Annotated in this window: 22 protein-coding genes; 10 read left to right on the forward strand and 12 right to left on the reverse strand. The window is 71.7% G+C overall.

Annotation, left to right across the window (positions count from 1 at the left end):
- Positions 1-48: 48 nt before the first annotated feature.
- Complete coding sequence (locus ACWGJM_RS19245) at positions 49-1,116, forward strand: WxL protein peptidoglycan domain-containing protein (RefSeq protein WP_453412866.1); 1,068 nt, start codon at positions 49-51, stop codon at positions 1,114-1,116.
- On the opposite strand, the gene ACWGJM_RS19250 is transcribed toward ACWGJM_RS19245, so the two are convergent.
- Complete coding sequence (locus tag ACWGJM_RS19250) at positions 1,010-1,348, reverse strand: P-II family nitrogen regulator (RefSeq protein WP_361797268.1); 339 nt, start codon at positions 1,346-1,348, stop codon at positions 1,010-1,012. The two genes, ACWGJM_RS19245 and ACWGJM_RS19250, sit on opposite strands and share 107 nt — an antisense overlap.
- The gene (locus ACWGJM_RS19255) at positions 1,345-2,661 is read right to left on the reverse strand and encodes an ammonium transporter (protein ID WP_453412867.1); all 1,317 of its coding nucleotides are present in this window, start codon (positions 2,659-2,661) and stop codon (positions 1,345-1,347) included. Before ACWGJM_RS19255 ends, ACWGJM_RS19250 begins: the two co-directional genes overlap by 4 nt.
- Positions 2,662-2,835: 174 nt before the next feature.
- Here ACWGJM_RS19255 and era point away from each other — a divergent pair, with 174 nt between their 5' ends.
- Positions 2,836-3,789, forward strand: a complete 954-nt coding sequence (era, locus tag ACWGJM_RS19260; RefSeq protein ID WP_453412868.1) for a GTPase Era — start codon at positions 2,836-2,838, stop codon at positions 3,787-3,789.
- Positions 3,790-3,838: 49 nt separating this feature from the next.
- On the opposite strand, the gene ACWGJM_RS19265 is transcribed toward era, so the two are convergent.
- Positions 3,839-4,705: a helix-turn-helix transcriptional regulator gene (locus tag ACWGJM_RS19265; protein WP_453412869.1), complete on the reverse strand. Its 867-nt coding sequence runs from the start codon at positions 4,703-4,705 to the stop codon at positions 3,839-3,841.
- Between the two features lie 132 nt (positions 4,706-4,837).
- Between ACWGJM_RS19265 and ACWGJM_RS19270 the strand changes: the two genes are divergently transcribed.
- Entirely contained in the window at positions 4,838-5,692 is an 855-nt protein-coding gene (locus ACWGJM_RS19270) for an NAD-dependent epimerase/dehydratase family protein (protein WP_453412870.1), read from the forward strand.
- An 11-nt stretch (positions 5,693-5,703) separates the two neighbouring features.
- On the opposite strand, the gene ACWGJM_RS19275 is transcribed toward ACWGJM_RS19270, so the two are convergent.
- Together ACWGJM_RS19275 and ACWGJM_RS19280 are read right to left on the reverse strand one after the other, a co-directional pair.
- Positions 5,704-6,957 carry an MFS transporter gene (locus ACWGJM_RS19275; RefSeq protein ID WP_453412871.1) on the reverse strand — a complete coding sequence of 418 codons (1,254 nt, stop codon included), beginning with the start codon at positions 6,955-6,957 and terminating at the stop codon, positions 5,704-5,706.
- Complete coding sequence (locus ACWGJM_RS19280) at positions 6,954-8,267, reverse strand: GH1 family beta-glucosidase (RefSeq protein WP_453412872.1); 1,314 nt, start codon at positions 8,265-8,267, stop codon at positions 6,954-6,956. The genes ACWGJM_RS19275 and ACWGJM_RS19280 overlap by 4 nt, the downstream gene beginning before the upstream one ends.
- Positions 8,268-8,384: 117 nt before the next feature.
- Here ACWGJM_RS19280 and ACWGJM_RS19285 point away from each other — a divergent pair, with 117 nt between their 5' ends.
- The gene (locus ACWGJM_RS19285) at positions 8,385-8,939 is read left to right on the forward strand and encodes a GNAT family N-acetyltransferase (protein WP_453412873.1); all 555 of its coding nucleotides are present in this window, start codon (positions 8,385-8,387) and stop codon (positions 8,937-8,939) included.
- On the opposite strand, the gene ACWGJM_RS19290 is transcribed toward ACWGJM_RS19285, so the two are convergent.
- Both ACWGJM_RS19290 and ACWGJM_RS19295 read right to left on the reverse strand, forming a co-directional pair.
- Positions 8,936-9,202 (reverse strand): protealysin inhibitor emfourin, encoded by a 267-nt coding sequence (locus tag ACWGJM_RS19290; RefSeq protein ID WP_453412874.1) that lies wholly within the window; start codon positions 9,200-9,202, stop codon positions 8,936-8,938. The genes ACWGJM_RS19285 and ACWGJM_RS19290 overlap by 4 nt on opposite strands.
- Positions 9,203-9,233: 31 nt before the next feature.
- The gene (locus ACWGJM_RS19295) at positions 9,234-10,304 is read right to left on the reverse strand and encodes a M4 family metallopeptidase (RefSeq protein WP_453412875.1); all 1,071 of its coding nucleotides are present in this window, start codon (positions 10,302-10,304) and stop codon (positions 9,234-9,236) included.
- Between the two features lie 338 nt (positions 10,305-10,642).
- On the opposite strand from ACWGJM_RS19295, the gene leuA reads away from it, so the two are divergent.
- The 3 genes from leuA to ACWGJM_RS19310 all read left to right on the forward strand — a co-directional run bounded on the left by leuA (position 10,643) and on the right by ACWGJM_RS19310 (position 14,598).
- Positions 10,643-12,364, forward strand: coding sequence for a 2-isopropylmalate synthase (leuA, locus tag ACWGJM_RS19300; RefSeq protein WP_453412876.1), 1,722 nt, complete (start codon positions 10,643-10,645; stop codon positions 12,362-12,364).
- Between the two features lie 185 nt (positions 12,365-12,549).
- Positions 12,550-13,245, forward strand: coding sequence for a TerB family tellurite resistance protein (locus tag ACWGJM_RS19305; RefSeq protein WP_453412877.1), 696 nt, complete (start codon positions 12,550-12,552; stop codon positions 13,243-13,245).
- Between the two features lie 174 nt (positions 13,246-13,419).
- Complete coding sequence (locus ACWGJM_RS19310) at positions 13,420-14,598, forward strand: sialidase family protein (protein ID WP_453412878.1); 1,179 nt, start codon at positions 13,420-13,422, stop codon at positions 14,596-14,598.
- Between the two features lie 12 nt (positions 14,599-14,610).
- Here the strand turns inward: ACWGJM_RS19310 and ACWGJM_RS19315 are convergent, their stop codons facing one another.
- From ACWGJM_RS19315 to ACWGJM_RS19335, 5 genes are read right to left on the reverse strand one after another with little or no spacing between them, the layout of a single operon-like run.
- A complete protein-coding gene (locus ACWGJM_RS19315) occupies positions 14,611-15,546 on the reverse strand; it encodes a dihydrodipicolinate synthase family protein (RefSeq protein ID WP_453412879.1) in 936 nt (311 codons plus the stop codon).
- Positions 15,543-16,598, reverse strand: coding sequence for an oligopeptide/dipeptide ABC transporter ATP-binding protein (locus ACWGJM_RS19320; RefSeq protein ID WP_453412880.1), 1,056 nt, complete (start codon positions 16,596-16,598; stop codon positions 15,543-15,545). The genes ACWGJM_RS19315 and ACWGJM_RS19320 overlap by 4 nt, the downstream gene beginning before the upstream one ends.
- Before the next feature lie 51 nt (positions 16,599-16,649).
- Positions 16,650-18,626, reverse strand: coding sequence for a dipeptide/oligopeptide/nickel ABC transporter permease/ATP-binding protein (locus ACWGJM_RS19325; protein WP_453412881.1), 1,977 nt, complete (start codon positions 18,624-18,626; stop codon positions 16,650-16,652).
- On the reverse strand, positions 18,626-19,582 hold the full coding sequence (locus ACWGJM_RS19330) for an ABC transporter permease (RefSeq protein WP_453412882.1): 957 nt from the start codon (positions 19,580-19,582) through the stop codon (positions 18,626-18,628). Before ACWGJM_RS19330 ends, ACWGJM_RS19325 begins: the two co-directional genes overlap by 1 nt.
- A 4-nt stretch (positions 19,583-19,586) precedes the next feature.
- Complete coding sequence (locus ACWGJM_RS19335; RefSeq protein WP_453412883.1) at positions 19,587-21,224, reverse strand: ABC transporter substrate-binding protein; 1,638 nt, start codon at positions 21,222-21,224, stop codon at positions 19,587-19,589.
- Positions 21,225-21,752: 528 nt separating this feature from the next.
- Between ACWGJM_RS19335 and ACWGJM_RS19340 the strand changes: the two genes are divergently transcribed.
- The 3 genes from ACWGJM_RS19340 (at position 21,753) to recO (ending at position 23,850) form a co-directional block, all read left to right on the forward strand.
- Positions 21,753-22,907: an abortive phage infection protein gene (locus tag ACWGJM_RS19340; RefSeq protein WP_453412884.1), complete on the forward strand. Its 1,155-nt coding sequence runs from the start codon at positions 21,753-21,755 to the stop codon at positions 22,905-22,907.
- A gap of 68 nt (positions 22,908-22,975) precedes the next feature.
- Positions 22,976-23,107, forward strand: a complete 132-nt coding sequence (locus ACWGJM_RS19345; protein WP_453412885.1) for a hypothetical protein — start codon at positions 22,976-22,978, stop codon at positions 23,105-23,107.
- On the forward strand, positions 23,104-23,850 hold the full coding sequence (recO, locus tag ACWGJM_RS19350) for a DNA repair protein RecO (RefSeq protein WP_453412886.1): 747 nt from the start codon (positions 23,104-23,106) through the stop codon (positions 23,848-23,850). Before ACWGJM_RS19345 ends, recO begins: the two co-directional genes overlap by 4 nt.
- Positions 23,851-23,879: the final 29 nt, after the last annotated feature.

Genomic DNA, 23,879 nt, shown 5'->3' on the forward strand with positions numbered 1-23,879 from the left:
CACCCGCCCGACCGCCGACCCGACTCACGCCTGTGGGGGTCCGCACCCATGCGCAAGCCGCACGTCCTCCTCCTGCTCCGACGCCTGCTCCGAGGCCTGCTCCCAGGCCTGCTCCTCGGCCTGTTCCTGGCCGCCGGAACGGTCCACGCGCACGCCGCCGACAACGGCAGCTGGTCCGTCTACCCCGTCTCCTCCCGCATCGCCGCCCGGCCGTACTTCTACCTGTCCGCCGACCCCGGCCGGACGATCACCGACAAGGTGGTCGTCGCCAACAAGACCGGCGCGCCCCTGACCTTCCGGCTGTACGCGGCCGACGCCTACAACACCGCCCGCGACGGCGGCTTCGCCGTGCGCACGGTCAAGGAGCGGATGCGGGGCGTCGGCGCCTGGGCGCGGCCCGCGAAGTCCCGGATCACCGTCCCCGGCCACAAGAAGGTCACCGTCCCCTTCACGCTGCGCGTGCCCAAGGGCGCCGAACCGGGCGACCACCCGGGCGCGATCGTGGCGCTGGACGAACGCGTCGAAAAGACGGCAAAGGGTGCCAAGGGCGACGGGTCCCTCGCGCTCGGTGTGCAGCGGGCCGTCGGCGCCCGCGTCTACCTGCGGGTCGGCGGGCCCACGCTGCCCGCCGTCGCCGTCGAGAACGTCCGCGTCACCCACCACCAGCCGCTCGTCCCCGGTCTCGGCGACAGCACGGCGACCGTCTCCTACACCCTGCACAACACCGGCAACGTCACCCTCGACCCGAAGGTGCGGCTGAAGGCCACGGGTATGTTCGGCCGCACGCTGCTGGCCCGCGACCTGACGAAGATCCCCTCCGAGCTGCTGCCCGGGCAACGGGTGCGGCTCAGCGAACCCTGGCGGGGCGCGCCCCAGCTCGACTGGGGGGATGTGACCCTGACGGCCAGCGCCACCGGCACCCGCGAGTCGGCGAGCGCCTCCTTCTTCGCGCTGCCCTGGCTGGTGGTGGCGGTGGTGTTCGTCGCCGGGGTGGGGGCCGGGGCCCTGCTCAGAGCGCGTCGGGGCCGCGCTCGCCCGTCCGCACCCGTACGACCGTCTCCACCGGCAGCGCCCACACCTTCCCGTCCCCGATCTTCCCCGTCTGCGCGGCCCTGACGATCGCGTCGATCACGTCGTCCGCGACGGCGTCCTCGACGACGACCTCGATACGTACCTTGGGCACCAGGTCGACCCGGTACTCGGCGCCGCGGTACACCTCGGTGTGGCCGCGCTGCCGGCCGTACCCACTGGCCTCGGTCACAGTCAGGCCGTGCACACCGAGCTCCTGGAGGGCGGTCTTGACCTCGTCGAGGCGGTACGGCTTGACGACGGCGGTGATGAGCTTCATGCCTGGGTGTCGACCTTCTGGGCGGTGGGGACGGACTGGGACACCGGGGCGCCGTGGCCCAGGACCCCGTGATCGTAAGCCGTCTCGGCGTGCACCGTAAGGTCCAGACCGGTGTACTCCTGCTCCTCGCTCGCCCGGAAGCCCATCGTCTTGTCGAGCAGCTTGCCGATGCCGTACGTCATCCCGAAGGCGTATACGGCCACGACCACGACGGCGAACAGCTGCTTGCCGAGCTGGCCGGCGCCACCGCCGTAGAAGAGGCCCTCCGCGCCGCCGGTCATCGCCTTCTCGGCGAAGAGGCCGATGAGGAGGGTGCCGACGATTCCGCCGACCAGGTGGACGCCGACGACGTCGAGGGAGTCGTCGTAGTTCAGCTTGAACTTCCAGCTCACGGCGTACGAGCACAGGGCACCGGCGGCGAGGCCGACCACCAGGGCGCCCAGCAGGGAGACGGAGCCGCAGGCGGGGGTGATGGCGACCAGACCGGCCACGGCACCCGAGGCCGCGCCCAGGGTGGTGGGGTGGCCGTCGCGCTTCTGCTCGACGAAGAGCCAGCCGAGCAGGCCGGTGCAGCCGGCGGCGAGGGTGTTGAGGAAGGCCGCGGCGGCCAGGCCGTTCGCGCCGAGCGCGGAGCCCGCGTTGAACCCGAACCAGCCGAACCAGAGCAGGCCGGCGCCGAGGACGACCATGGGGAGGTTGTGCGGCCGCATGGCGTCCTTCTTGAACCCGAGCCGCGGCCCGAGGACCAGGCACAGCGCCAGTCCGGAGGCGCCCGAGGTGATCTCCACCGGCAGACCGCCCGCGAAGTCGAGCGCGCCGAGCCTGTCCAGGATCCAGCCACCCGGGCCCCACACCCAGTGGGCGACGGGAACGTATACGAGCAGCGCCCACACGGGGACGAAGACCAGCCACGCGGAGAATTTCGCCCGGTCGGCGATCGCGCCGCTCACCAGGGCGGCCGTGACGATCGCGAAGGTGAGCTGGAAGGTGGCGAAGAGCAGGGTGGGGACGGTCCCCTGCACGCTGTCCGGGCCGAGACCGGCCATTCCGGCGTGGTCGAGCCCGCCGATGATCCCGCCGCCGATGTCGTCGCCGAAGGCGAGCGAGTACCCCCCGGCCAGCCACACCACCGTCACCAGGGCGATCGACACGAAGCTCATCATCAGCATGTTGAGGACGCTCTTCGTGCGGACCATGCCGCCGTAGAAGAGGGCGAGGCCCGGGGTCATCAGCAGGACGAGGGCGGTGGCGGCGAGCAGCCAGGCGGTGTCGCCGGTGTCGACGTGCGCTGCGTGTGCTGCGGCGAGGGTCACGGGTGTCTCCAACGGTGTGGGGGCTCGTCAGAGCGTCACCGGCGTGCGTTTCCGGTTGCGTACGGGTGTGTTTCCGTGACGTTTCGTTGCGGGTGGGTTTCCGGAATCTCACGGAGAGAACCGGTGGTCCCCGGTTGTACGGCGGGACCCTGTGGATCAGGGACAATGAACGCCATGAGCGTTCGTACCCAGTCATCCGAAGAGTCGGGCGAGACCGTCCACCGCGCCGGCTTCGCCTGCTTCGTGGGCCGCCCCAACGCGGGCAAGTCCACCCTCACGAACGCTCTGGTCGGGCAGAAGGTGGCGATCACCGCGGACCAGCCGCAGACGACGCGGCACACGGTACGCGGCATCGTGCACCGGCCGGACGCACAGCTGATCCTGGTCGACACCCCCGGGCTGCACAAGCCGCGCACGCTGCTCGGCGAGCGCCTGAACGACGTGGTCCGCACGACCTGGGCCGAGGTCGACGTGATCGGCTTCTGTCTCCCCGCGAACGAGAAGATCGGCCCCGGCGACCGCTTCATCGCCAAGGAACTGGCCGGGATCCGCAAGACCCCGAAGGTCGCCATCGTCACCAAGACCGACCTGGTCGACCCCAAGTCCCTCGCCGAGCAGCTGATCGCCATCGACCAGCTGGGCAAGGAGCTGGGCATCGAGTGGGCGGAGATCGTCCCGGTGTCGGCGGTGGGCGCGAAGCAGGTGGACCTGCTGGCGGACCTCCTGGTCCCGCTTCTCCCCGAGGGCCCGGCGCTCTACCCCGAAGGCGACCTCACGGACGAGCCCGAGCAGGTCATGATCGCGGAACTCATCCGCGAGGCCGCGCTGGAGGGTGTCCGCGACGAGCTGCCGCACTCGATCGCGGTGGTCGTGGAGGAGATGCTCCCGCGCGAGGACCGGCCCGCGGACCGTCCCCTCCTGGACATCCACGCCAACGTCTACATCGAGCGTCCCAGCCAGAAGGGGATCATCATCGGTCCCAAGGGCAAGCGCCTGAAGGAGGTCGGCATCAAGTCCCGCAAGCACATCGAGGCGCTCCTGGGTACGCCGGTCTTCCTCGATCTCCACGTGAAGGTCGCCAAGGACTGGCAGCGGGACCCGAAGCAGCTGCGACGGCTGGGCTTCTGAACCTTTCCGGGGCTTCGCCCCGGACCCATCGGTCTGAACGGCCTCGTCCTCAAACGCCGGACGGGCTGGAGTTTCCCGTCGGTGTCATGTCCTGGAGGCCCACCACCCGCAGCAACCGCAACCGCTCGTACGACTCCGTTCCCGGGCGGGCCGTGTGGATGACGAGGATCTGGTTGTGCCCGGAGTGGAGGAGGACCTCGCAGTCCAGTTCCAGGGTGCCCACGGACGGGTGGCGGAAGCGTTTTGTCGACGCGCGGCGGACCGCCACCTCGTGTTCGGCCCAGAGGTGGGCGAACTCCTCACTGCCCGCGCGCAGTTCGGCGACGAGGGCGGCGGGCTCCGGGTCCGTGGGGCGGGCCGCCGCCACCGCACGCAGGCTCGCCACCTGCTCGCGGGCCCGCGCCGGGCGGTCCTCCGGCGGGAACAGGTCGCGGGCCGCCGGGTCCAGGAAGAAGCGGCGGACCAGGTTGCGCTCCTTGGGCGGGCGGGCGAGGACGTCCCCGCTCAGCGCCCGCGACATCGCGTTCTGGGCCAGGACCTCGCCGCAGTCGGTCACCACCAGCGCCGGGGTGTCGTGCAGCCGGTCCAGGACCAGGAGGAGGCCGGGGCGGACGTGGGTGCTCGTCGCCTCCCGGCGCGGCGGTTCCTCGCCCGCCAGGTGGAACAGGTGGTCCCGTTCGTCGTCCGTCAGGCGCAGGGCCCGGGCCAGCGCGGTGAGCATCTGGCGGGACGGGCGCGGGCCGCGGGACTGCTCCAGGCGGGTGTAGTAGTCGGCCGACATGCCGGCCAGGGACGCCACCTCCTCGCGGCGCAGTCCCGGCGTGCGGCGGCGGGCGCCTGCCGTCAGGCCCACGTGGGTGGGGTCCAGGCGGGTGCGGGCGCGGCGCAGGAAGTCGGCGAGTTCGGGTCGGTTCACCCTTCCAGGCTGGGGCAGACCGCCCGGCTTATCCAGGGACTGCCGATCCCCTGATCGACGGGTCTCTCCCGGCCGGCCCGGTCCCGCCCGAGGGTGGTGGCACCGGATCGACCGGACCGAGAGGAACAGATCATGTTGACACTGGTGACGGGCACCACGGGGCAGGTCGGCCGGCGCTTCGTGCCGAGGCTGCTGGCGCAGGCCGGGCGGGGCGAGCGTGTGCGGGTCCTGGTGCGCGACGCCGCGCGGGGGGAGCGGTTCGCGGAGCTGGGCGCCGAGGTCGTGCTCGGGGACCTGCGGGACACGGAGGCGCTCGGCAAGGCGGTGGCCGGCGCGGACGCGGTCGTGAACGTCGCCGCGTCCTTCCGCGGGGTGCCGGACGAGGAGGCGTGGGCCGTCAACCGGGACGCGGCGGTGGAGCTCGGCCGCGCCGCGCTGGCCTCCGGTGTACGGCGCTTCGTGCAGGTCAGCACGGGCATCGTGTACGGCGTCGGGCGGGGCCGCCCGTTGACCGAGGAGGACGAGATCCGGCCCGGCGGCGAGATGTGGGGCGCCTACGCCGAGTCCAAGGCCGAGGCCGAGCGGGAACTGCTCGCGCTGGACGGCCTGGACGTACGGATAGGCCGGCTCCCCTTCGTCTACGGCGAGGGCGATCCGCATCTCACCCAGTCCCTGAGGTGGGCCGGGAACTGGGCGGCGGCCCAACGGCTCCAGATGGCCCACCACGTGGACGTCGCCCAGGGCCTGCTGCGCCTCCTGTACGCGCCGGGAGTCGGCGGACCGGTCTACAACATCGCCGACGACGCCCCCGTGACGGCGGTCGAACTGCACCAGCTCAACGGCGTCGAGGTCCCCGCCGAACTCCACACCAACACGGATCCCGACCCGTGGTTCGGGATCATGTCCACCGGGCGGATCCGCAGGGACCTCGGCTTCCGGCCCCACTTCCCGACGGTGTGGTCCGCCCGGGACGCCGGAGCCCTCTGACCGTCACTTCCTCACTCCACTCCTCTGATCCGGTCCACCAGCACCGCCCCCGCCAGCCCGATCACGGCCGCCACCAGGTACAGCACCCGGTAGCCGCCCAGGTACGTCACGATCGGCGCGGCGAGGGCGGGGGCCGCGACCTGGGGCAGCGCGTTGGCGACGTTGATCACGCCGAGATCCTTGCCCCGGTCCAGCGCCTTCGGCAGGACGTCCGTCATCAGCGCGAAGTCGACGGAGGTGAACACGCCGAAGCCGATGCCGAGGACCGCCGCCGCCACGATCGCGCCGGGCCACGTCTGCCAGCCGGCGAGCGCGGCCGTCGCCACCGCCATCAGCACGCCCGACCACACCACGAACGGCTTGCGCCGGCCCACCCGGTCCGACCACACCCCGCCCACCACGACGGTGGCCAGCAGGGTCAGCCCGTTGACCGCGGTCAGGATCAGCACGCCCTCGTCGGGGTCGTGGTAGTGGAGGCGGTCGCGCAGGTAGTACAGGAGGTACAGCAGCACCAGCGCGTTGCTGAGGTTCATCAGGAAGCGGGTCAGCCACGCCCAGCCCAGGTCCGGATACCGGCGCGGGCTCAGCCAGAAACCCGCGAGGAAGCCGCGCCAGGACCACGGCGGGCGGTCCTCGACGGCCAGCCGCAGATCCTCGTAGCGCCACACGTACGGCAGCACGCCCACCGCCGTGAACACCGCGCAGGCCACGTAGCCCGCCCCGACGCCCCCGGCGGCCGTCGCCAGTCCCGTCCCGCCGACCACGCCCAGGATCTGCGCCGCCCCCAGCCAGCCGCCGACCGAGCCCCGCTGGAGCCGGGGCACCCGGTCGGGGACCGCCGCCGTCACCGCGGCGAAGGCCGCGTTGAGGGTCAGCTGGACCAGGCACCAGCCCAGCGTCATCGTGGCCATCCCGCCCGCGCCCGCGAGGAGGAGCAGGGACAGCGCGCCGCCCGCCGTCCCGGCCACGATCCACGGCGTGCGGCGGCCCCGGCGGGACGTCGTACGGTCCGACAGCGCGCCGAAGAGCGGGTTCGCCACCAGCGACACCACCGCGCCGGCGCCCGTCACCCACGCCAGCATCGTCTCCTTCGACATGCCGGAGCCGGGCGCGAAGTCCTTGGCCTGCGAGGCGAGCAGGATCTGCAGGGGGCCGTACCAGCCCACCCAGATCGCCCCGTTGGCGAGCGAGAGGGACGCCGTCCAGCCCCGGCCGACCCGTTCGACGGGCTCGGTGAGCGCACCCGGCGGGCGGACGGTCGTCATCTCTGTGCCCGCAGCAGCTCCCGGAACCAGCCGTACGAGGCCTTCGGGGTGCGCTCCAGCGTGGAGTAGTCCACGTGGACCAGCCCGAAGCGGCGCGCGTACCCTTCCGCCCACTCGAAGTTGTCCAGCAGCGACCAGACGAAGTAGCCGCGCACGTCCACCCCGGCCTCCAGCGCCCTGTGCAGCGCCCGTACATGGCCGTCCAGGTAGGCGATCCGGTCCTGGTCGTCGACGCCCTCGTACGAGCAGCCGTTCTCGGTGATGACGATCGGCGGGAGGCGGTCGCCGTAGCGGTCGCGGAAACCCGTCAGCAGCTCCGTCAGCCCCTCCGGGACGATCGGCCAGCCGAAGTCCGTCACCGGGCGGCCCTCGATGTCCTGTACCGAGAAGGGCAGTTCGGCTGGCATGGTGATGCCGCCGAACTCGATCTCGGTGCCCTGCGGGGCGCCCACCTTCGTCGGGGCGTAGTAGTTGACGCCGTACCAGTCGACCGGATCCGAGATCACCTTCAGGTCGGCGGCGACATCGCCGGGCATCAACTCAGCGATTCCGGCGGGGTATTCGCCGAGGATCAGCGGTTCCGCGAAGAGCCGGTTCAGCAGCAGGTCGTAGAAGTCCGCCGCCTCGACGTCGGCGCTGTCGCCGGAGGCGGGCCAGGTCGGCCCGTGCGAGTTGGCGATCCCGATGTCGGCCGCGCCGGCCGCGCGCAGCGCCCGTACCGCGAGGCCGTGGGCGAGCAGCTGGTGGTGGGCCACCGGCAGCGCGTCGAAGAGGAGTTTGCCGCCGGGCGCGTGGACGCCGAGGGCGTGGCCGAGCAGGGTGTGCTCGGCGGGCTCGTTGAGGGTGATCCATTTCGTCACGCGGTCACCGAGCCGCTCGGCGACCACCGACACGTACTCGGCGAACCGGGACGCCGTGTCCCGCTCCAGCCAGTCCAGCGTGGCCGGCAGGTCCCAGTGGAAGAGGGTCGGGACGGGCCGTACGCCCGCCGCGCACAGCTCGTCCACCAGACGGTCGTAGAAGTCCAGGCCACCGGGGGAGTTCACCCGGGGCCAGGAGACGGAGAAGCGGTACGCGTCCACGCCCAGGCCGGCCAGGAGCGCCACGTCCTCCCGGTAGCGGTGGTAGTGGTCGCAGGTCACATCCGCCGTCGAGCCGTCCTTCACCCGCCCCGGCCCGGCAGTGAACGCGTCCCACACGGAAGGCTCGCGTTCGCCCACGGCTCCCTCGATCTGGTGGGCCGAGGTCGACACGCCCCACAGGAAGCCGTCCGGGAACCGGGGTATCGGGTTGCCTGCATCAGTCGCCATGGGCGCGATCATCCTTACCGCCGGTAACGGAAGTCAACGCCCGGGCGTGAACTGTGCGTTGGGCGGCCGCGCGAAAACCGGGGATCACTGGACGACGGACGTACCTATGATCATCCGATGATCGACGGCCAACTCGTACGACTTCGGGCACTGCGCGCCGATGACCTGGACGCCCAGCTGCGTTGGCGCAACGACCCCGAGGTGGTGCACTGGGCCACCGGAGGCCATCCGGGCTTCGGCCCGGTCACCCGGGAGGCGATGGAGCGCTTCCACGAGGCCCGGCTCCGCGAGGACCCGCGCGACGGAGCGACCTTCACCGTCGAGGAACGGGACGGCGGACGCCCGATCGGCATGGCCGACTACCGCGACCTCGACCCGTTCGCGAGCCGGGCCACCGTCGGTGTCACCATCGGCGAACGCGACCGCTGGGGCGGCGGCTACGGCTCCGAGGCGCTGCGGCTGCTGCTGGGCCACCTGTTCGGCGCCTGCCGGCTGCGGCGGGTCGAACTGGACACCTGGAGCGGCAACGAGCGCGCCGTCCGGGCCTTCCGCCGCCTCGGATTCGTCGAGGAGGGCCGCCGCAGGGCCGCCGTACGGGTGGGGGACACCTGGTACGACGGCGTGCAGTTCGGCCTCCTCGACGAGGAGTGGGCCGCGTCCCAGGGGCGTTAGGCGCCCTCTTTGAGGACGCGTGAGATCAGCTCGCGTTGCTCCCGGGTCAGCCGGGGATCGGCGGCGTACACCGTTCTTCCGTCAACGGTGATCGCGTAGCTGAAGCCGTCCGGAACCCCTGTCGGCGGCGTGCCCCGGCCGTCGGCCAGTGCCTTCTCGGCCAGGGCCTGCCACTCGTGGGCATCGGGCCGCGCCGAGGTGTCCACCTCGGCGCGCCGCTCGATGCCCGCGAACCCACCCGTGCGCCTCACCCGAATCCGCATGGGTCCCTGTCTAGTACGGATACGCCCGGAATCACAGCGTCCGCACCCCGACCTGTTCCCACGCCTTCTGCACGGCCTGGAACTCGTCCCCGGCGCCGTACCGCTCGCGCGAGGCCTTCACGGTCAGCGTGGCGAAGTCCGCGAACAGGGCGTCCTGCCGCAGCTCGCCGCCGGTCAGCACGTCGTACCAGATCTGGCCGGCCTTCTCCCAGGAGTGGCCGCCGAGGGCGGTGGCGGCCAGGTAGAAGGCGTGGTTGGGGATGCCGGAGTTGATGTGGACGCCGCCGTTGTCGCGGCCGGTGCGGACGTAGTCGTCCATGGTCGCGGGCTGCGGGTCCTTGCCGAGGACGTCGTCGTCGTACGCCGTGCCCGGGGCCTTCATCGAGCGCAGCGCGGTGCCGGTGACGCGCGGGGCGAGCAGCCCGGCGCCGATCAGCCAGTCGGCCTCGGCGGCGGTCTGGCCGAGGCTGTACTGCTTGATCAGCGAGCCGAAGACGTCGGAGAGCGACTCGTTCAGCGCGCCGGACTGGCCGTAGTACTCCAGGTTCGCGGTGTGCTGGGTGACGCCGTGGGTCAGCTCGTGGCCGATGACGTCGACCGGGATGGTGAAGTCGAGGAAGATCTCGTTGTCCCCGTCGCCGAAGACCATCTGCTCGCCGTTCCAGAAGGCGTTGTCGTAGCCCTCGCCGAAGTGCACGGTGGCGTCCAGCGGCAGCCCGTTGCCGTCGATGGAGTGGCGGCCGTACGCCTTCAGGTACAGCTCGAAGGTGGCGCCGAGGCCCGCGTAGGCGCGGTTGACGGTGGCGTCCTGGCCGGGCTCGGACCCCTCCGCGCGGACCTTCTCGCCGGGCAGGTCCTGCGTGTGCCCGGCGTCGTAGATGGTGCGGTGCGGCTGGTCGGCGGCGGCCCCGGCGGGCGGGGCGACGGCGGGTGCGCCGATGACCGTGGTCAGCCGGCGCTTGGTGCGCTGGTAGGAGTCGTGCTCCAGGGACCGGCGGGCGGGTCCGGACAGCGCGGGATCCTCGTGCCGGGCGAGCTTGTCGAGGACGTGGGGCGGCACGATCGTGCAGAAGACGGGCTGGAAGCCCCCGTTGGTGGTCATGCCGGGCACCCTTGCACTGAGTGACTCCAGTGTCACTACTCGCAACCATGATTGGTGAAATACCCCGACATTCGGCGTCGCGCAGCGTCACGGAGTGGTATGGCGCACTTTTTGTCCGGTTCATCCTCGCGGTCCCGCATACTGGGACGGTCCCGCGCGTCCGGCGGGGCCTCGGCTAGGCTGCGGAGCATCATGCGTTTCGGGCTGCTTCTCCTTAGCTGCCGCGGCGAGGGCCTGTAGTCAGAGGCCGACTCCCTCCCCGCGGAGCTTGGTGTTGCGTCGTCGGCCGTCCTTCCGGACACCGGTCACACCGGACTTCTCGAGGAGCCCACGCAATCATGGCGAACCGCCAGCAGCCCACCTCCATGCCGATCCGCAAGTACGGCCGGTACGAGCAGGTGGACATCCCCGACCGCACCTGGCCCGACCAGCGCATCACCGTCGCCCCCCGCTGGCTCTCCACCGACCTGCGCGACGGCAACCAGGCCCTGATCGACCCCATGTCGCCCGAGCGCAAGCGCCGGATGTTCGACCAGCTGGTCAAGATGGGCTACAAGGAGATCGAGGTCGGCTTCCCCGCCTCCGGCCAGACCGACTTCGACTTCGTGCGCTCGATCATCGAGGAAGAGGGCGCGATCCCCGAGGACGTGACGATCTCCGTCCTGACCCAGGCCCGCGAGGACCTGATCGAGCGGACCGTGGAGTCCCTGAAGGGCGCCAGGCGGGCCAACGTCCACCTGTACAACGCCACCGCCCCGGTCTTCCGCCGGGTCGTCTTCCGCGGCTCCAAGGACGACATCAAGCAGATCGCCGTCGACGGCACCCGCCTGGTGATGGAGTACGCCGAGAAGCTGCTGGGCCCCGAGACGGAGTTCGGCTACCAGTACTCGCCGGAGATCTTCACCGACACCGAGCTGGACTTCGCGCTGGAGGTCTGCGAGGCGGTCATGGACGTCTGGCAGCCCGGTCCGGGCCGCGAGATCATCCTCAACCTGCCCGCCACGGTGGAGCGTTCGACCCCCTCCACGCACGCCGACCGCTTCGAGTGGATGGGCCGCAACCTGTCCCGCCGCGAGCACGTCTGCCTGTCGATCCACCCGCACAACGACCGCGGCACGGCCGTCGCCGCCGCCGAGCTGGCGCTGATGGCCGGCGCCGACCGCGTCGAGGGCTGCCTGTTCGGGCAGGGCGAGCGCACCGGCAACGTCGACCTGGTCACCCTGGGCATGAACCTCTTCTCCCAGGGCGTCGACCCGCAGATCGACTTCTCCGACATCGACGAGATCCGTCGTACGTGGGAGTACTGCAACCAGATGGAGGTCCACCCGCGCCACCCGTACGTGGGCGACCTGGTCTACACGTCCTTCTCCGGCTCCCACCAGGACGCCATCAAGAAGGGCTTCGACGCCATGGAGGCCGACGCCAAGGCCAAGGGCGTCACCGTCGACGACATCGAGTGGGCGGTCCCGTACCTGCCGATCGACCCGAAGGACGTCGGCCGCTCCTACGAGGCCGTCATCCGCGTCAACTCGCAGTCCGGCAAGGGCGGTATCGCGTACGTCCTGAAGAACGACCACAAGCTGGAACTGCCCCGCCGGATGCAGATCGAGTTCTCGAAGATCATCCAGGCGAAGACGGACGCCGAGGGCGGCGAGGTCACCGGCGGCGACATCTGGGCGGTCTTCCAGGACGAGTACCTGCCGAACCCGGAGAACCCGTGGGGCCGCATCCAGGTCCGCACCGGCCAGTCGACCACCGACACCGACGGAGTGGACACCCTCACCGTCGAGGCCACGGTCGACGGCGAGGACACCGTCCTGACCGGTTCCGGCAATGGTCCGATCTCCGCCTTCTTCGACGCCCTGGAGTCCATCGGCGTCGACGTACGCCTGCTGGACTACACGGAGCACACGATGAGCGAGGGCGCCTCCGCGCAGGCCGCCTCCTACATCGAATGCGCGATCGACGGCAAGGTCCTGTGGGGGATCGGCATCGACGCGAACACGACGCGTGCGTCACTCAAGGCGGTCGTGTCAGCCGTGAACCGCGCGACCCGCTGACACCCTCCGACCAGCGCTTTCGGTGCCCTGACCGCCTTCCGAGGCGGTCAGGGCACCGTCGTATATCGGCCATGTGTTCGTGAAGGTCACGGACAGGTCTCGTACGGGGTACTGACTCCACCTCAACAATGTGGCTAACATCACGCCAGCGCGGCGATGTTGCCGCGTCGTTACGGAGGTGCGACGTGCTGCCAGTACGGGGACGAGACGACCGTGCCACCAGGCTTGTCCGCATTGCGGGTACCCGCGTCGCGTGGACGCCCGTCGGCGACGGCGAGTTCTTCTGTCCGGGCTGCGGAGGCGACCGCAACTACGAGCGCCTCACCGGCCGCCGCCGCTTCACCCTCCTGGGCGTGCCCGTCCTGCCGCGCGGGGTGACCGGACCGGTCGTGGAGTGCGCGTCCTGCCGCCACCACTTCGGCACCGAGGTCCTCGACCACCCGACCACCTCCCGCTTCTCCGCCATGCTCCGCGACGCCGTGCACACCGTCGCCCTCGCCGTCCTGACGGCGGGCGGCACCTGCGCCCGTGCGTCCCTGGAGACCGCGGTCAGCGGAGTGCGCGCCGCCGGCTTCCAGGACTGCACGGAGGAGCAGCTCGCCGCGCTCGTCGAGGCGCTCCACGCCGACACGGGCCGGGTCTTCGAGCAGCCGGGCGGCGCGAGCCTGGCCATAGAGCTGCACGAGTCCCTCGACCCGCTCGCCCCGCACCTCGCCGCCGCCGGCCGCGAGTCGATCCTGCTCCAGGCCGCCCGCATCGCCCTCGCCGACGGCCCCTACACCCCGGCCGAACGCGACGCCCTGATCACCGTCGGCGCCGCCCTCACCATCCGCGCCGACGACGTGATCCGACTGCTGGCGGCGGCCCGGACACCGTCCTAGACCTCCCGCTCCTGGACCTCCGTCACTCCCCGGGAGTAATCAGGCCGTTCGGTGACCCCGGGCAGTCGGACCGCCCGGGCGGCGGGGGCCGGGGCCGAACCGCCCGTTCGAGCCGACGGCGCCCCGGCCGCCGTGGGCGCCGCGCCTACCGCATCGTGCAGGAATCATGGGACCGTGACCCCGCTGAGCCGCACCCTCCTCGCCGCCGCCGCCCTCCTCACCCCGCTCACCGCCACCCAGGCCGCCCACGCCACACCCGGCTGCGTGTCCTCCGTGCCGTACGTGTCCGGCGAGGGCGGCTACGACACGTACCGCATCCCGGCCGCGGTCGCCACCTGGACGGGCACCCTCCTGGCCTTCGCCGAAGGACGGCACAGCGGTGCGGGCGACACCGGTGACATCGATGTCGTCCTGCGCCGCTCCACCGACGGCGGCTGCACCTGGGGCCCGCTGCGGGTGGTCGCCGCCGGGGACGGGGACACCCGGGGCAACCCGGCGCCGGTGGTGGACCCGCGCACCGGCGCGATCGTGCTGCTGACCTCCTACAACAGCGGTGCCGTGACCGAGGCGCAGATCATGCGCGGCGAGGTCACCGCCGAGCAGAGCCGCCGGGTGTTCGTGCAGCGCAGCCGGGACGACGGCCGGCACTTCACGCGCCCGCGGGACATCACGGACGAGGTGAAGCCGCGCGGCTGGCGCTGGTACGCGACGGGACCGGGGCACGCGGTGGCGCTCACCCGCGGCCCGCACGCGGGACGGCTGGTGGTTCCCGCCAACCACTCGGCGGCCCCGCCCGCCGGTTCCCCCGACACCGGCCAGGAGGCGAGGTACTACGGCGCCCACGCGCTCTACAGCGACGACGGCGGGCACAGCTGGCGGCTGGGCTTCGTGGACGACTCCTACGACGGCCTGGACAACGCCAACGAGAACACAGCCGCCCAACTCCCCGACGGGCGCCTGTACTTCGCCTCCCGCGACCAGAACGGCACGAGCCCCGGCAATCGCCTCGACACCTACTCCAGTGACGGCGGGGAGTCCCTCGACCGGCCCTACGCCGTCCAGCCGACGCTGGACGACGTGCCGGTGGTCGAGGGCAGCGTGCTCCAACCGCGCGGGTCCGGAGCCCCGCTGCTGTTCTCGGCACCGTCCGTGCCCACCGCCCGCCGCTCCATGGCGATCTGGCGCAGCACGGACGACGGGGCGACCTTCAGCAAGGCGCTGACCCTGTCCGATCGGCCGGCCGCCTACTCCGACCTCGTGCAGACCGGCCACGAGAGCGTCGGGATCCTCTATGAGACGGGCACGACGGGGCCGTACGACACGATCGAGTTCCGCAGGCTGAACCTCTCCTAGAGCGGACCCGTCCTAGAGCAGACCCGCCGCCGCCAGGAACTTCCCCACCTGCTCGACCTCCTCCGCCGACAGCGGGATCTGCGGCTCGGCGGTCAGCGGGCAGTCGATCACGCCCCGCAGGTGCAGGGCCGCCTTGAAGGCGCCGATGGCCGACGAGTTCCCGCCCATCCGGGCGGGACTTCCCACGCCCACCATCCCGAACAGGGCGCACAGCCGCTCCTGTTCGGCCCGGGCCGCGTCCCGGTCGCCCGTCCGGCACAGCTCGTCGAGGCGGACGTAGCCGTGCGGGTCGACGTTGGCGAGGCCGGGCACGGCCCCGTCGGCGCCCAGGGCGAGGGCGGCGTCGACGACGAGCTCGGACCCGGTGAGCACACTGAAGCCGCTGACGCCCGGACCGCCGCGGACGCCGGTGACGACCTGCCGGAAGCCGCCCAGGTCGCCGCTGGAGTCCTTCAGCCCGGCCAGCACGCCGTCGGCGGCCAGTGCCAGCACGAGTTCGGCGGGCAGCTTGGTGTGCACGGCCACCGGGATGTCGTACGCGAACACCGGCACCGGGCAGGTGGCGGCGACCCGGCGGTAATGGCGGGCGATCTCCGCCGGATGGGTGCGGGTGTAGAAGGGGGCGGTGACGACGACAGCCTGGGCGCCCGCCGCGGTGACCTCGCGGACGTTGTCCAGCACCCGGGGCGTGGTCATGTCGATCGCCCCGGCCAGCACCGGGAGCTGACCGCCGACGTGGCCCACGACCGCCTCCACCACCAGCCTGCGCTGGAGGTCCGTGAGGAACGCCGCCTCGGAGGTCGAGCCGAGCACGAACAGGCCGTGCACCCCGGCCGCCACCAGGTGGTCGACCAGCCTGAGGAGCGAGGTGACGTCCACCTCGCCGTCCGGTGTCAAGGGTGTGCAGACGGGCGGTACGACACCGGAGAGCGGGGCGGGCAAGGTCATGAAGGCTCCCTGGGTTGGCTCTGGGGTACGAGGTCGCGGGTCGAACGGTCCTCCTCCACAGGATGGTGGCAGCGGTAGCGGTGCCCGGGGTCCGACGCGGCCGAGAAGTCCGGCATCTCCGCCGCGCACACCTCGTCCGCCTTCCAGCAGCGGGTGCGGAACGGGCAGCCGCTCGGCGGCCGGGTCGCCGAGGGCACCGGCCCGGTCAGCGGGATCGGGTCGATCGGGTGCAGCAGGCCGGGGGTCGCGGAGAACAGGGCGCGGGTGTACGGGTGGCGGGAGCGGTCGGTGACCCGGCCGGCCGGGGTCTCCTCGACGATCCGGCCCAGGTACATGGTGATCACGCGGTCGCTCATCCGGCGTACCGTCTGGATGTCGTGCGAGACGAAGACCAGGGCGAGGCCGAGGCGTTCCTTCAGGTCCAGCAGGAGGTTGAGGATCTGCGCGCGGACGGAGACGTCCAGGGCGCTGGTCGGCTCGTCCGCCACCACCAGGCCGGGGTCCAGGGCGAGCGCGCGGGCGATGGCGACCCGCTGCCGCTGTCCGCCGGAGAGCTGCCCGGGCAGCGCGTCGGCGAGCGCCCGGGGCAGACCCACGAGGGCCATCAGCTCCCGTACCCGGTCCTCCCGTTCGGCCCGTGTCCCGCGCCCGTGGACGTCCAGCGGGTCGCGCAGGACACGGCGTACCGTCAGCCGGCGGTTCAGGGCCGTCGACGGGTCCTGGAAGATCATGCCGGTGCCCGCGCCGACGGCCGACCGGCGTTCGGCGGGCGGCATCGACCACAGGTCACGGTCCCGGTACGACACCGTCCCCGAGGCCGGCCGCTGGATGCCCACGAGCACCTTCGCCAGCGTCGTCTTCCCGCACCCGGACTCGCCGACCACGCCCACCGTCTCGCCGCGGGCCACGGCCAGATCGGCGCCGGTCAGTGCGTACACCCGGTCCCGGGCGAACAGGCCGCCGCTGCGCGCCCGGTGGACCACATGGACGTCCCGTACCTCGACGATCGCGTGATGATCTCCTCGCGTGCCATGCGAGAGCCAAGCCGGCACGGAAACCTCCGTCTTCCGAGAGCCAGGCACCCCCTCGTCCGAGGGGGAGCTTCAATGGAGGGCCTCCTCGCTTTCTGCGGTCGTCAGATTGATCGCGGGGTGGTGGCAGGCAGCCATGTGCGTCGGCGTCCCTCGTAAACCGGGCGCCGTCGTACGGCAGACCTCGGTGGCCAGCGGGCAGCGGCCGGCGAAGCGGCAGCCCGCCGGGAAGTCGGCGGGGGCCGGTACGACCCCCTTGATCTGAGTCATCCGCTCCTCGGCCGACTCCAGCGAGAGCACGCTGCCGAGCAGCCCGCGCGTGTAGTGGTGGGCCGGTGCCTCCACCAGGTCGGCGGTCACGCCCGTCTCCACGATCTGCCCGCCGTACATCACCACCACCCGGTCGGTGACGTCCGCGACCAGCGCCAGGTCGTGCGAGACCAGGATCAGCGCGAAGCCCAGCTCCTCGCGCAGCCGCAGCAGCAGCTCCATGACCTGGGCCTGCACGGTGACGTCCAGGGCGGTGGTCGGCTCGTCGGCCACGATCAGGGCGGGGTCGCGGGAGAGGGCCATGGCGATCAGTACGCGCTGGCGCTGGCCGCCGGAGAGTTCGTGCGGGTAGCTGCGCAGGGTGCGGTCGGGGTCGAGCCCGACCAGCGACAGCAGCTCCCGCGGGCCGCGGCGGCCACCGCGCCGCACGAGCTGCTTCAGCTGGGCGCGCATGGTCATCGCCGGGTTCAGCGAGGACAGGGCGTCCTGGTAGACCATCGCCATCTCGTGGCCGAGCAGCCGCCGCCGTACCCGCATCGGCTCGGCGAGCAGGTCCCGCTGCCGGAAGCGCACCCGGCCGCGCACCCGGGCGCCCTCGGGCTGGAGCCCCATGACGGTGAGCGCGGTCAGCGACTTGCCGCAGCCCGACTCGCCCACCAGCCCCAGCACCTCGCCCGGACGCACCTCGAAGCTGACGCCGGCCACGATGTCCACGCCCCGGTGCCGGCCAGGGAAGCCGATGGCGAGGTTCTCCACCGCGAGCACCGGCGGCCCGCCGGGCGCGGGCCGGGGCCGGGCCCGCGCGCGCAGCCGCCGGGCCGCGTCGGCGAGGCCGGGCAGCGGGAGCACCTCGCCGGTGCCGGGTTCCGGTGCCTCCAGGTGGTCCTCTGGCGCCGCCACCTCCCGGGGCGCCGGGGCCGCCCAGGCGTCCGAGACGCCCTCGGAGAGGATGTTCAGGCACAGCACGGTGAGCAGGATCAGCAGCCCGGGGAAGACGGTCGCCCACCAGCCCCCGGTCAGCACCATGTTCTTGCCGTCGGCGATGACACTGCCCCAGGACGGGTCCGGGGGCCGCACCCCCGCGCCGATGAAGGACAGCGACGCCTCGAAGACGATGGCCTCGGCGACCTGGACCGTGCAGAACACCAGCACCGGGGCGGCACAGTTGACGGCCACGTGCCGCAGCACGATGTGCGGGGTGCGGGCGCCGATCACGCGTTCCGCGGTGACGTAGTCCTCCCCGTACTGGTCGAGCACATTGGCCCGCACCACCCGCGCGACCGGCGGCGTGAACAGGAACGCGATCGCGCAGATCAGTACGCCGATCCCGCCGCCGAAGACGGCGACCAGCACGGCCGCCAGCGCGATGCCCGGGAACGCCATCACCACGTCCAGGCAGCGCATCAGCGTCTCGTCCACGGCCTTGCGGGAGGTGGCCGCGAGCGCCCCGAGCAGCGCCCCGACGACCAGCGCGAGCCCGGTCGCGCCGAGACCGATCGCCAGCGACCAGCGGGCGCCGTACATCAGCCGGCTGAGGAGGTCCCGGCCGAGGCTGTCCTGGCCCATCCAGTGCGCCGCCGACGGGTGCCCGGTGCCGTCGACCGGGTCCTGCTGGTCGAGCGGATCGTGCGGGGCGAGCACCGGTGCGAGGACGGCGACCAGGAGGACCAGCGCCAGGAAGCAGACGGCGGCTTTCGACAGCAGCGGCAGCCGGTGCCATCCGCGCAGCCGGACGCCGGGCCGGGAGAGCCGCTCGGTGAGATCGGCGCGCATGACCATCAGGCCGCCCTCAGACGTGGGTTGACGAGCAGGTAGAGGATGTCGATGACGAGGTTGACGACGACGAACCCGGTCGCCGTGGTCAGCACGACCCCCTGGACCACCGCCGGGTCGCCGTTCTGCACGGCGTCGATCATCAGCTTCCCCATGCCGGGCAGCGAGAAGATCGTCTCGATGACGACCGCACCCCCGAGCAGATAGCCCACCCTGAGACCCAGCACGGTCAGCGGGTTGACCAGGGCGTTGCGCAGCACGTTCCGGCCGACGACCACCCGGGGCGGCAGCCCGCTGCCGACCGCGGTGCGCACGTAGTCCTTGTCCAGCTCCTCCACCACCGACGTCCGCACGATCCGGGTCAGCTGGGCGGCCACCGGCAGGGACAGCGCGAACGCGGGCAGGGCCATCGTCTTCAGCCAGCCGGTGACGGAGTCGGCCGGATTGATGTAGCCGCCGGCCGGGAACCAGCCCCGGTCCACCGCCAGGTACTGGATCATCAGCAGCGCCAGCCAGAAGCCGGGCGCGGCGACTCCGACGAGGGAGACGACCCGGATCACCTGGTCCGGCAGCCGGTCCCGGTGGACGGCGGCCGTCACCCCGCCGGCCAGTGCCAGCACGACAGCGATGCCGAGCCCGAGGAAGGTCAGCTGGAGGGTGAGCGGCAGCGCGGTGGTGACCTGGTCGACGACCGGCGCCCGGGTCAGCGCGCTGGTGCCCAGGTCGCCGTGGAGCAGGTCGCCGACGAAGTGGAGGTAGCGGACGGGCAGCGGGTCGAGCAGGCCGTTGCGCTCCCGGAAGTCGTGCAGCTGCCGGGGCGTCGGGTTGGCGCCCTGGAAGAACGCGGACGCCGGGTCGACGTCCGAGAACCTCATCACCAGGAACACGAACAGCACGATGCCGAGCATCAGCGGCACGAGCAGGGCGACACGGCGGAGCAGGATCCGTACGACGGCTGTCATACCGTCAGGTCCACTTGGCCTGGAGGAGGTTGATGCCCGGGTACGGCTGGGGCCTTATACCGGTGAGCTTCTTCGGGTCCCAGGCGGTCATCAGCTCGTTGTGGACGACCGGGTAGAGCACGGCCTGTTCGGCGACGACGTCGATGTAGTCCTGGACCATCGCCTTCTTCCTGTCCGGGTCCGGCTCCCGGGTCGCCCGGTCCATGTCCTTGAACAGCTGCTTGGCGACGGGGTCGTCGGCCCACCGGGTGTAGCGCATCCAGAGGTTCTCGGGGCCGTAGTTGTAGTGCATGATCAGGTCGGCGTCGAGGCCGAACTGGTTCGGGTTCGAGGCGGCGGCGACCACCTGGTAGTCCTGCTTCTGGTCCATCTTGGTGAAGACGGCGGTGGTCTCCTGCGGGGAGAGGGTCGTCTCGACGCCGATCGCGTCCCAGGAGGCCTTGACGGTGGGCAGGCAGTCGACGATCCAGCTGACGTTGACGGCCAGGATTTCGATCTTCAGACCGGTCACCCCGGCGGCCTTCAGCAGTGCCTTCGCCTTGTCGGGGTCGTGGTCGTAGACGGTCTTCGCCCGCCGGTAGGCGGGGTTGCCCTCGTTGAGGAAGGACGAGGACGGCTTCCCGTGCCCCTTCAGTGCCACCTGCACCATCTTCTCGGTGTCGATGGCGTAGTGCAGCGCCTGCCGCACCCGTACGTCGTCGAAGGGCTTGTGCCGGGTGTTGAACATCAGGAACAGGTTGTTCATACCGGCGCCGCCCGCGACCGTGAGCCCGCCCCGCTCCAGCCGCGCGATGTTGGCGTACGGGATGTTGTCGGCGATCTGGGCGCCCGCGCCGGACCCGGAGATCCTGGCCACGCGCGGTGCCGCGTCCACGATCGTCAGCCAGTTCATCTTCTTGAAGGCGGCCTTGCGCGGCCCGTTGTAGCCGTCGAACGCCTCGAAGGTGGTGTTGGACTTCGGGTGGTGCGCGGTCTGCCGGTACGGCCCCGAGCCGATCGCCTTGCCCTTGATCGCGTCGTCCCAGGCGCCGGGCCGGGAGAACACGTGCTTCGGCATGACCTTGGCCAGGGTGAGCCGGGAGACGCCGTCCGGGAACGGGAACCTCAGCACCAGCTCCACGGTCCGCGCGTCGACCTTGCGGACCTCCTTCAGCCAGCTCGCGAAGAAGCCCTTGGCGAGGGTCTGGGTCTTCGGATCGAGGATCCGGTCGAAGACGAAGACGACGTCGTCGGCGGTGACCGGCTTCCCGTCGTGGAAGGTCGCCCCCGCCCGCAGCGTGAACCTCCAGGACGTGCTGTTCGGATCCTTGGGGACCTCGGTGGCGAGCGCCGCGTACGGCTCGCGGGAGATCGGGTCGGTGTCGAGCAGCCCCTCGTAGATGTGGTTGTTGGCGGCCATGGCGAACGCGGACGCCGTCTGCGTCGGATCCCAGCTGCCGTCGTTGCCGTAGCCGATCACCGCCGTCAGCGTGCGGTCCCCGCCGCCCCCGCCGCCGGTGTCGTTCGTCGACTCCGGGCCCGAGGAGCAGGACGTCAGAGCCGGTAACGACGAGGTGAGAGCGGCGGCCGCGCCCAGCGCGCCGGTGTGCTTCAGGAACGACCGGCGGTGCACCGCCGGCACGTCGTGGGTCACGTCGCGCACGGGTCCTCCAGCGGGGGGGAGATACGACGTCCTACGTCCGGTCGGTCAGCGTGACCTTAGGAGGGCCCGTGGGGGCGGTCAAGGGATGGCACACGAACGGCGGTATCCGCCAGAGGTTGGACCAATGGCGGGTTTCCGTGCCGCCCGCTCGCCCTGTTCGACCCGCGCGGCTGGGAGGAGCCCCGGATGTCTGCGCAGTTGGCCAGCGCCTTGGACGCCTGGCTTTTGGCTCCTGACCGTGCCCGGCGAGCAACCGAGCGCCTCGGCCACCTCCACCTCGGACAGGTCCTCCCGGCAGCGCGGGACCACCACCGCCCGCTGCCCGGCGGCAGTTGGGCCAGTGCGCCGACCAGAGCACCGCGCTCGTCGGCCCGAACTCCTCGTACTGGGCCTCCAGAGCACGCCACAGGGCCGCCAGTACCGCCGACTCGTCCGTGTGCCGCTCAACGAACAACTCGTACCTTCGTCGCACCGCCGTAGACCATCGGTGGATGGCCCGTCGGGTGGTACGCCCGGCACGGTCACCGTATGGAGAAGAAGACCGAAGGAATCAGCCGGGCACGCTTCCTCGCAGGTGCGGCGGCGGCCGGGACCGGGGCGGCGCTGCTGCCCGCGCGCCCCGCCGCGGCGACCGGACCGACGGCAGCGACCGCGGGGCACCGGCGCGGGCTCCGCCACCGGGGCGTCGTCTACACGGTCGGCGAGGGCGCGACACCGGCCACCGCGTGGTGCACCGCCCGTATGCGCGAGGACATCCGGGTCATCCGCGACGACCTGCACGCCGACACCGTCGACGTCACCGGCGACGGCGTCGAACGTCTCACGGCCACCGCCGCCGAGGCCGCCGAACGAGGACTGCACGTCTGGCTCCAGCCGACCCTCGGGGACGTCCCCGAACGGGAGATCCTGGAGCACCTCGCCGAGTGCGGCCGGTTCGCGGAGCGGCTGCGCCGGCAGGGGGCGAGCGTCGATCTCAGCGTCGGGTGCGAGTTCATCCTGTTCGTGCCGGGGATCGTGCCGGGCGACAACGCCCTGGAACGCGTCCGGCACCTCCTCGACGGCACCTTCGACCCGGTGCGGGCGCAGCGCCTGCTCGACCGCTTCACCGCGAAGGCCGCGGCGGTCGGCCGCTCCGTGTTCCGCGGCGGTCTCAGCTACGCCGCCGCGCAGGACGACAGGGTCGACTGGCGGCTCTTCGACATCGTCGGCATCGACTACTACGCGTACTTCCCGCGCCGCGCCGACCACGTCCGGGAGCTGCGCCGCCACCTGCGCCGGGGGAAGCCGCTGGCCGTCACCGAGTTCGGCACGTGCGCGTACGTCGGCGCCCCCGAGGCCGGCGGCATGGCCTGGGACATCGTCGACCACGACAAGCGGCCCGAGGAGATCAAGGGACACCCGGTGCGCAGCGAACGCACCCAGGCCGCCTACCTCGTCGACCTGGTGGACGTCTTCGAGGCGATGGGGCTGTACGCGGCGATGGCGTTCGAGTTCGTCACCCCGGACGCCCCGCACCGCCCCGGCGACCCGCGCCACGACCTCGACCTGGCGAGCTATGCCATCACCAAGCCGATCCAGGACCGCCCCGGCGACCCGCGTTCCCCCTGGCACCGGGAGCCGAAGGAGGCCTTCCACGCCCTGGCCCACCGGTACGCACACGGCCGCCGGTGCGCGGAGGCGTGAGCCACAGTGGGTGAGCCGCCTCTACGATCCGGTCCGGGCCGCCGGCGCCGTAGGGGAGAATGGACCCCATGAGTCTGTTCCGCGACGACGGCATCGTGCTGCGCACCCAGAAGCTGGGTGAAGCGGACCGGATCATGCTGCTGTCTCCCGGGGGGCAACCCCCGGACCCCCGGCAGAGGCCCTGGGGGGGTGGGCTGTGAGTCTGTTCCGGGATGACGGAATTGTCCTGCGCACTCAGAAGCTGGGTGAAGCGGACCGGATCATCACGTTGCTCACGCGGGGGCATGGGCGGGTGCGGGCGGTGGCCCGGGGGGTGCGGCGGACCAAGTCGAAGTTCGGGGCGCGGCTCGAGCCCTTCTCGCACGTGGACGTGCAGTTCTTCGCGCGGGGGAGCGAGCTGGTGGGGCGCGGGCTGCCGTTGTGCACGCAGAGCGAGACCATCGCGCCGTACGGTGGCGGCATCGTCAGCGACTACGCCCGCTACACCGCCGGGACGGCCATGCTGGAGACGGCCGAGCGGTTCACCGACCACGAGGGCGAGCCGGCTGTGCAGCAGTATCTGCTGCTCGTCGGCGCCCTGCGGACGCTGGCCCGTGGCGAGCACGCGCCGCACCTCGTGCTCGACGCCTTCCTGCTGCGCTCGCTCGCCGTCAACGGGTACGCCCCGAGCTTCGGCGACTGCGCCAAGTGCGGGATGCCCGGTCCGAACCGGTTCTTCTCGGTGGCCTCGGGTGGTTCCCTGTGCGTGGACTGCCGGGTGCCCGGCAGCGTCGTACCGTCGCCGGCGACCCTCGAACTGCTCGGCGCGCTGCTTACGGGAGACTGGGGGACCGCGGACGCGTGCGAGCCGCGGCACGTCCGGGAGGGCAGCGGACTGGTGTCCGCCTACCTGCACTGGCATCTGGAGCGCGGGCTGCGCTCGCTCAGGTATGTAGAGAAGTAGACCGGCAACACCGAGGGAGACGAGAAGCA

This window comes from Streptomyces sp. NPDC054834 (genome assembly GCF_053611185.1).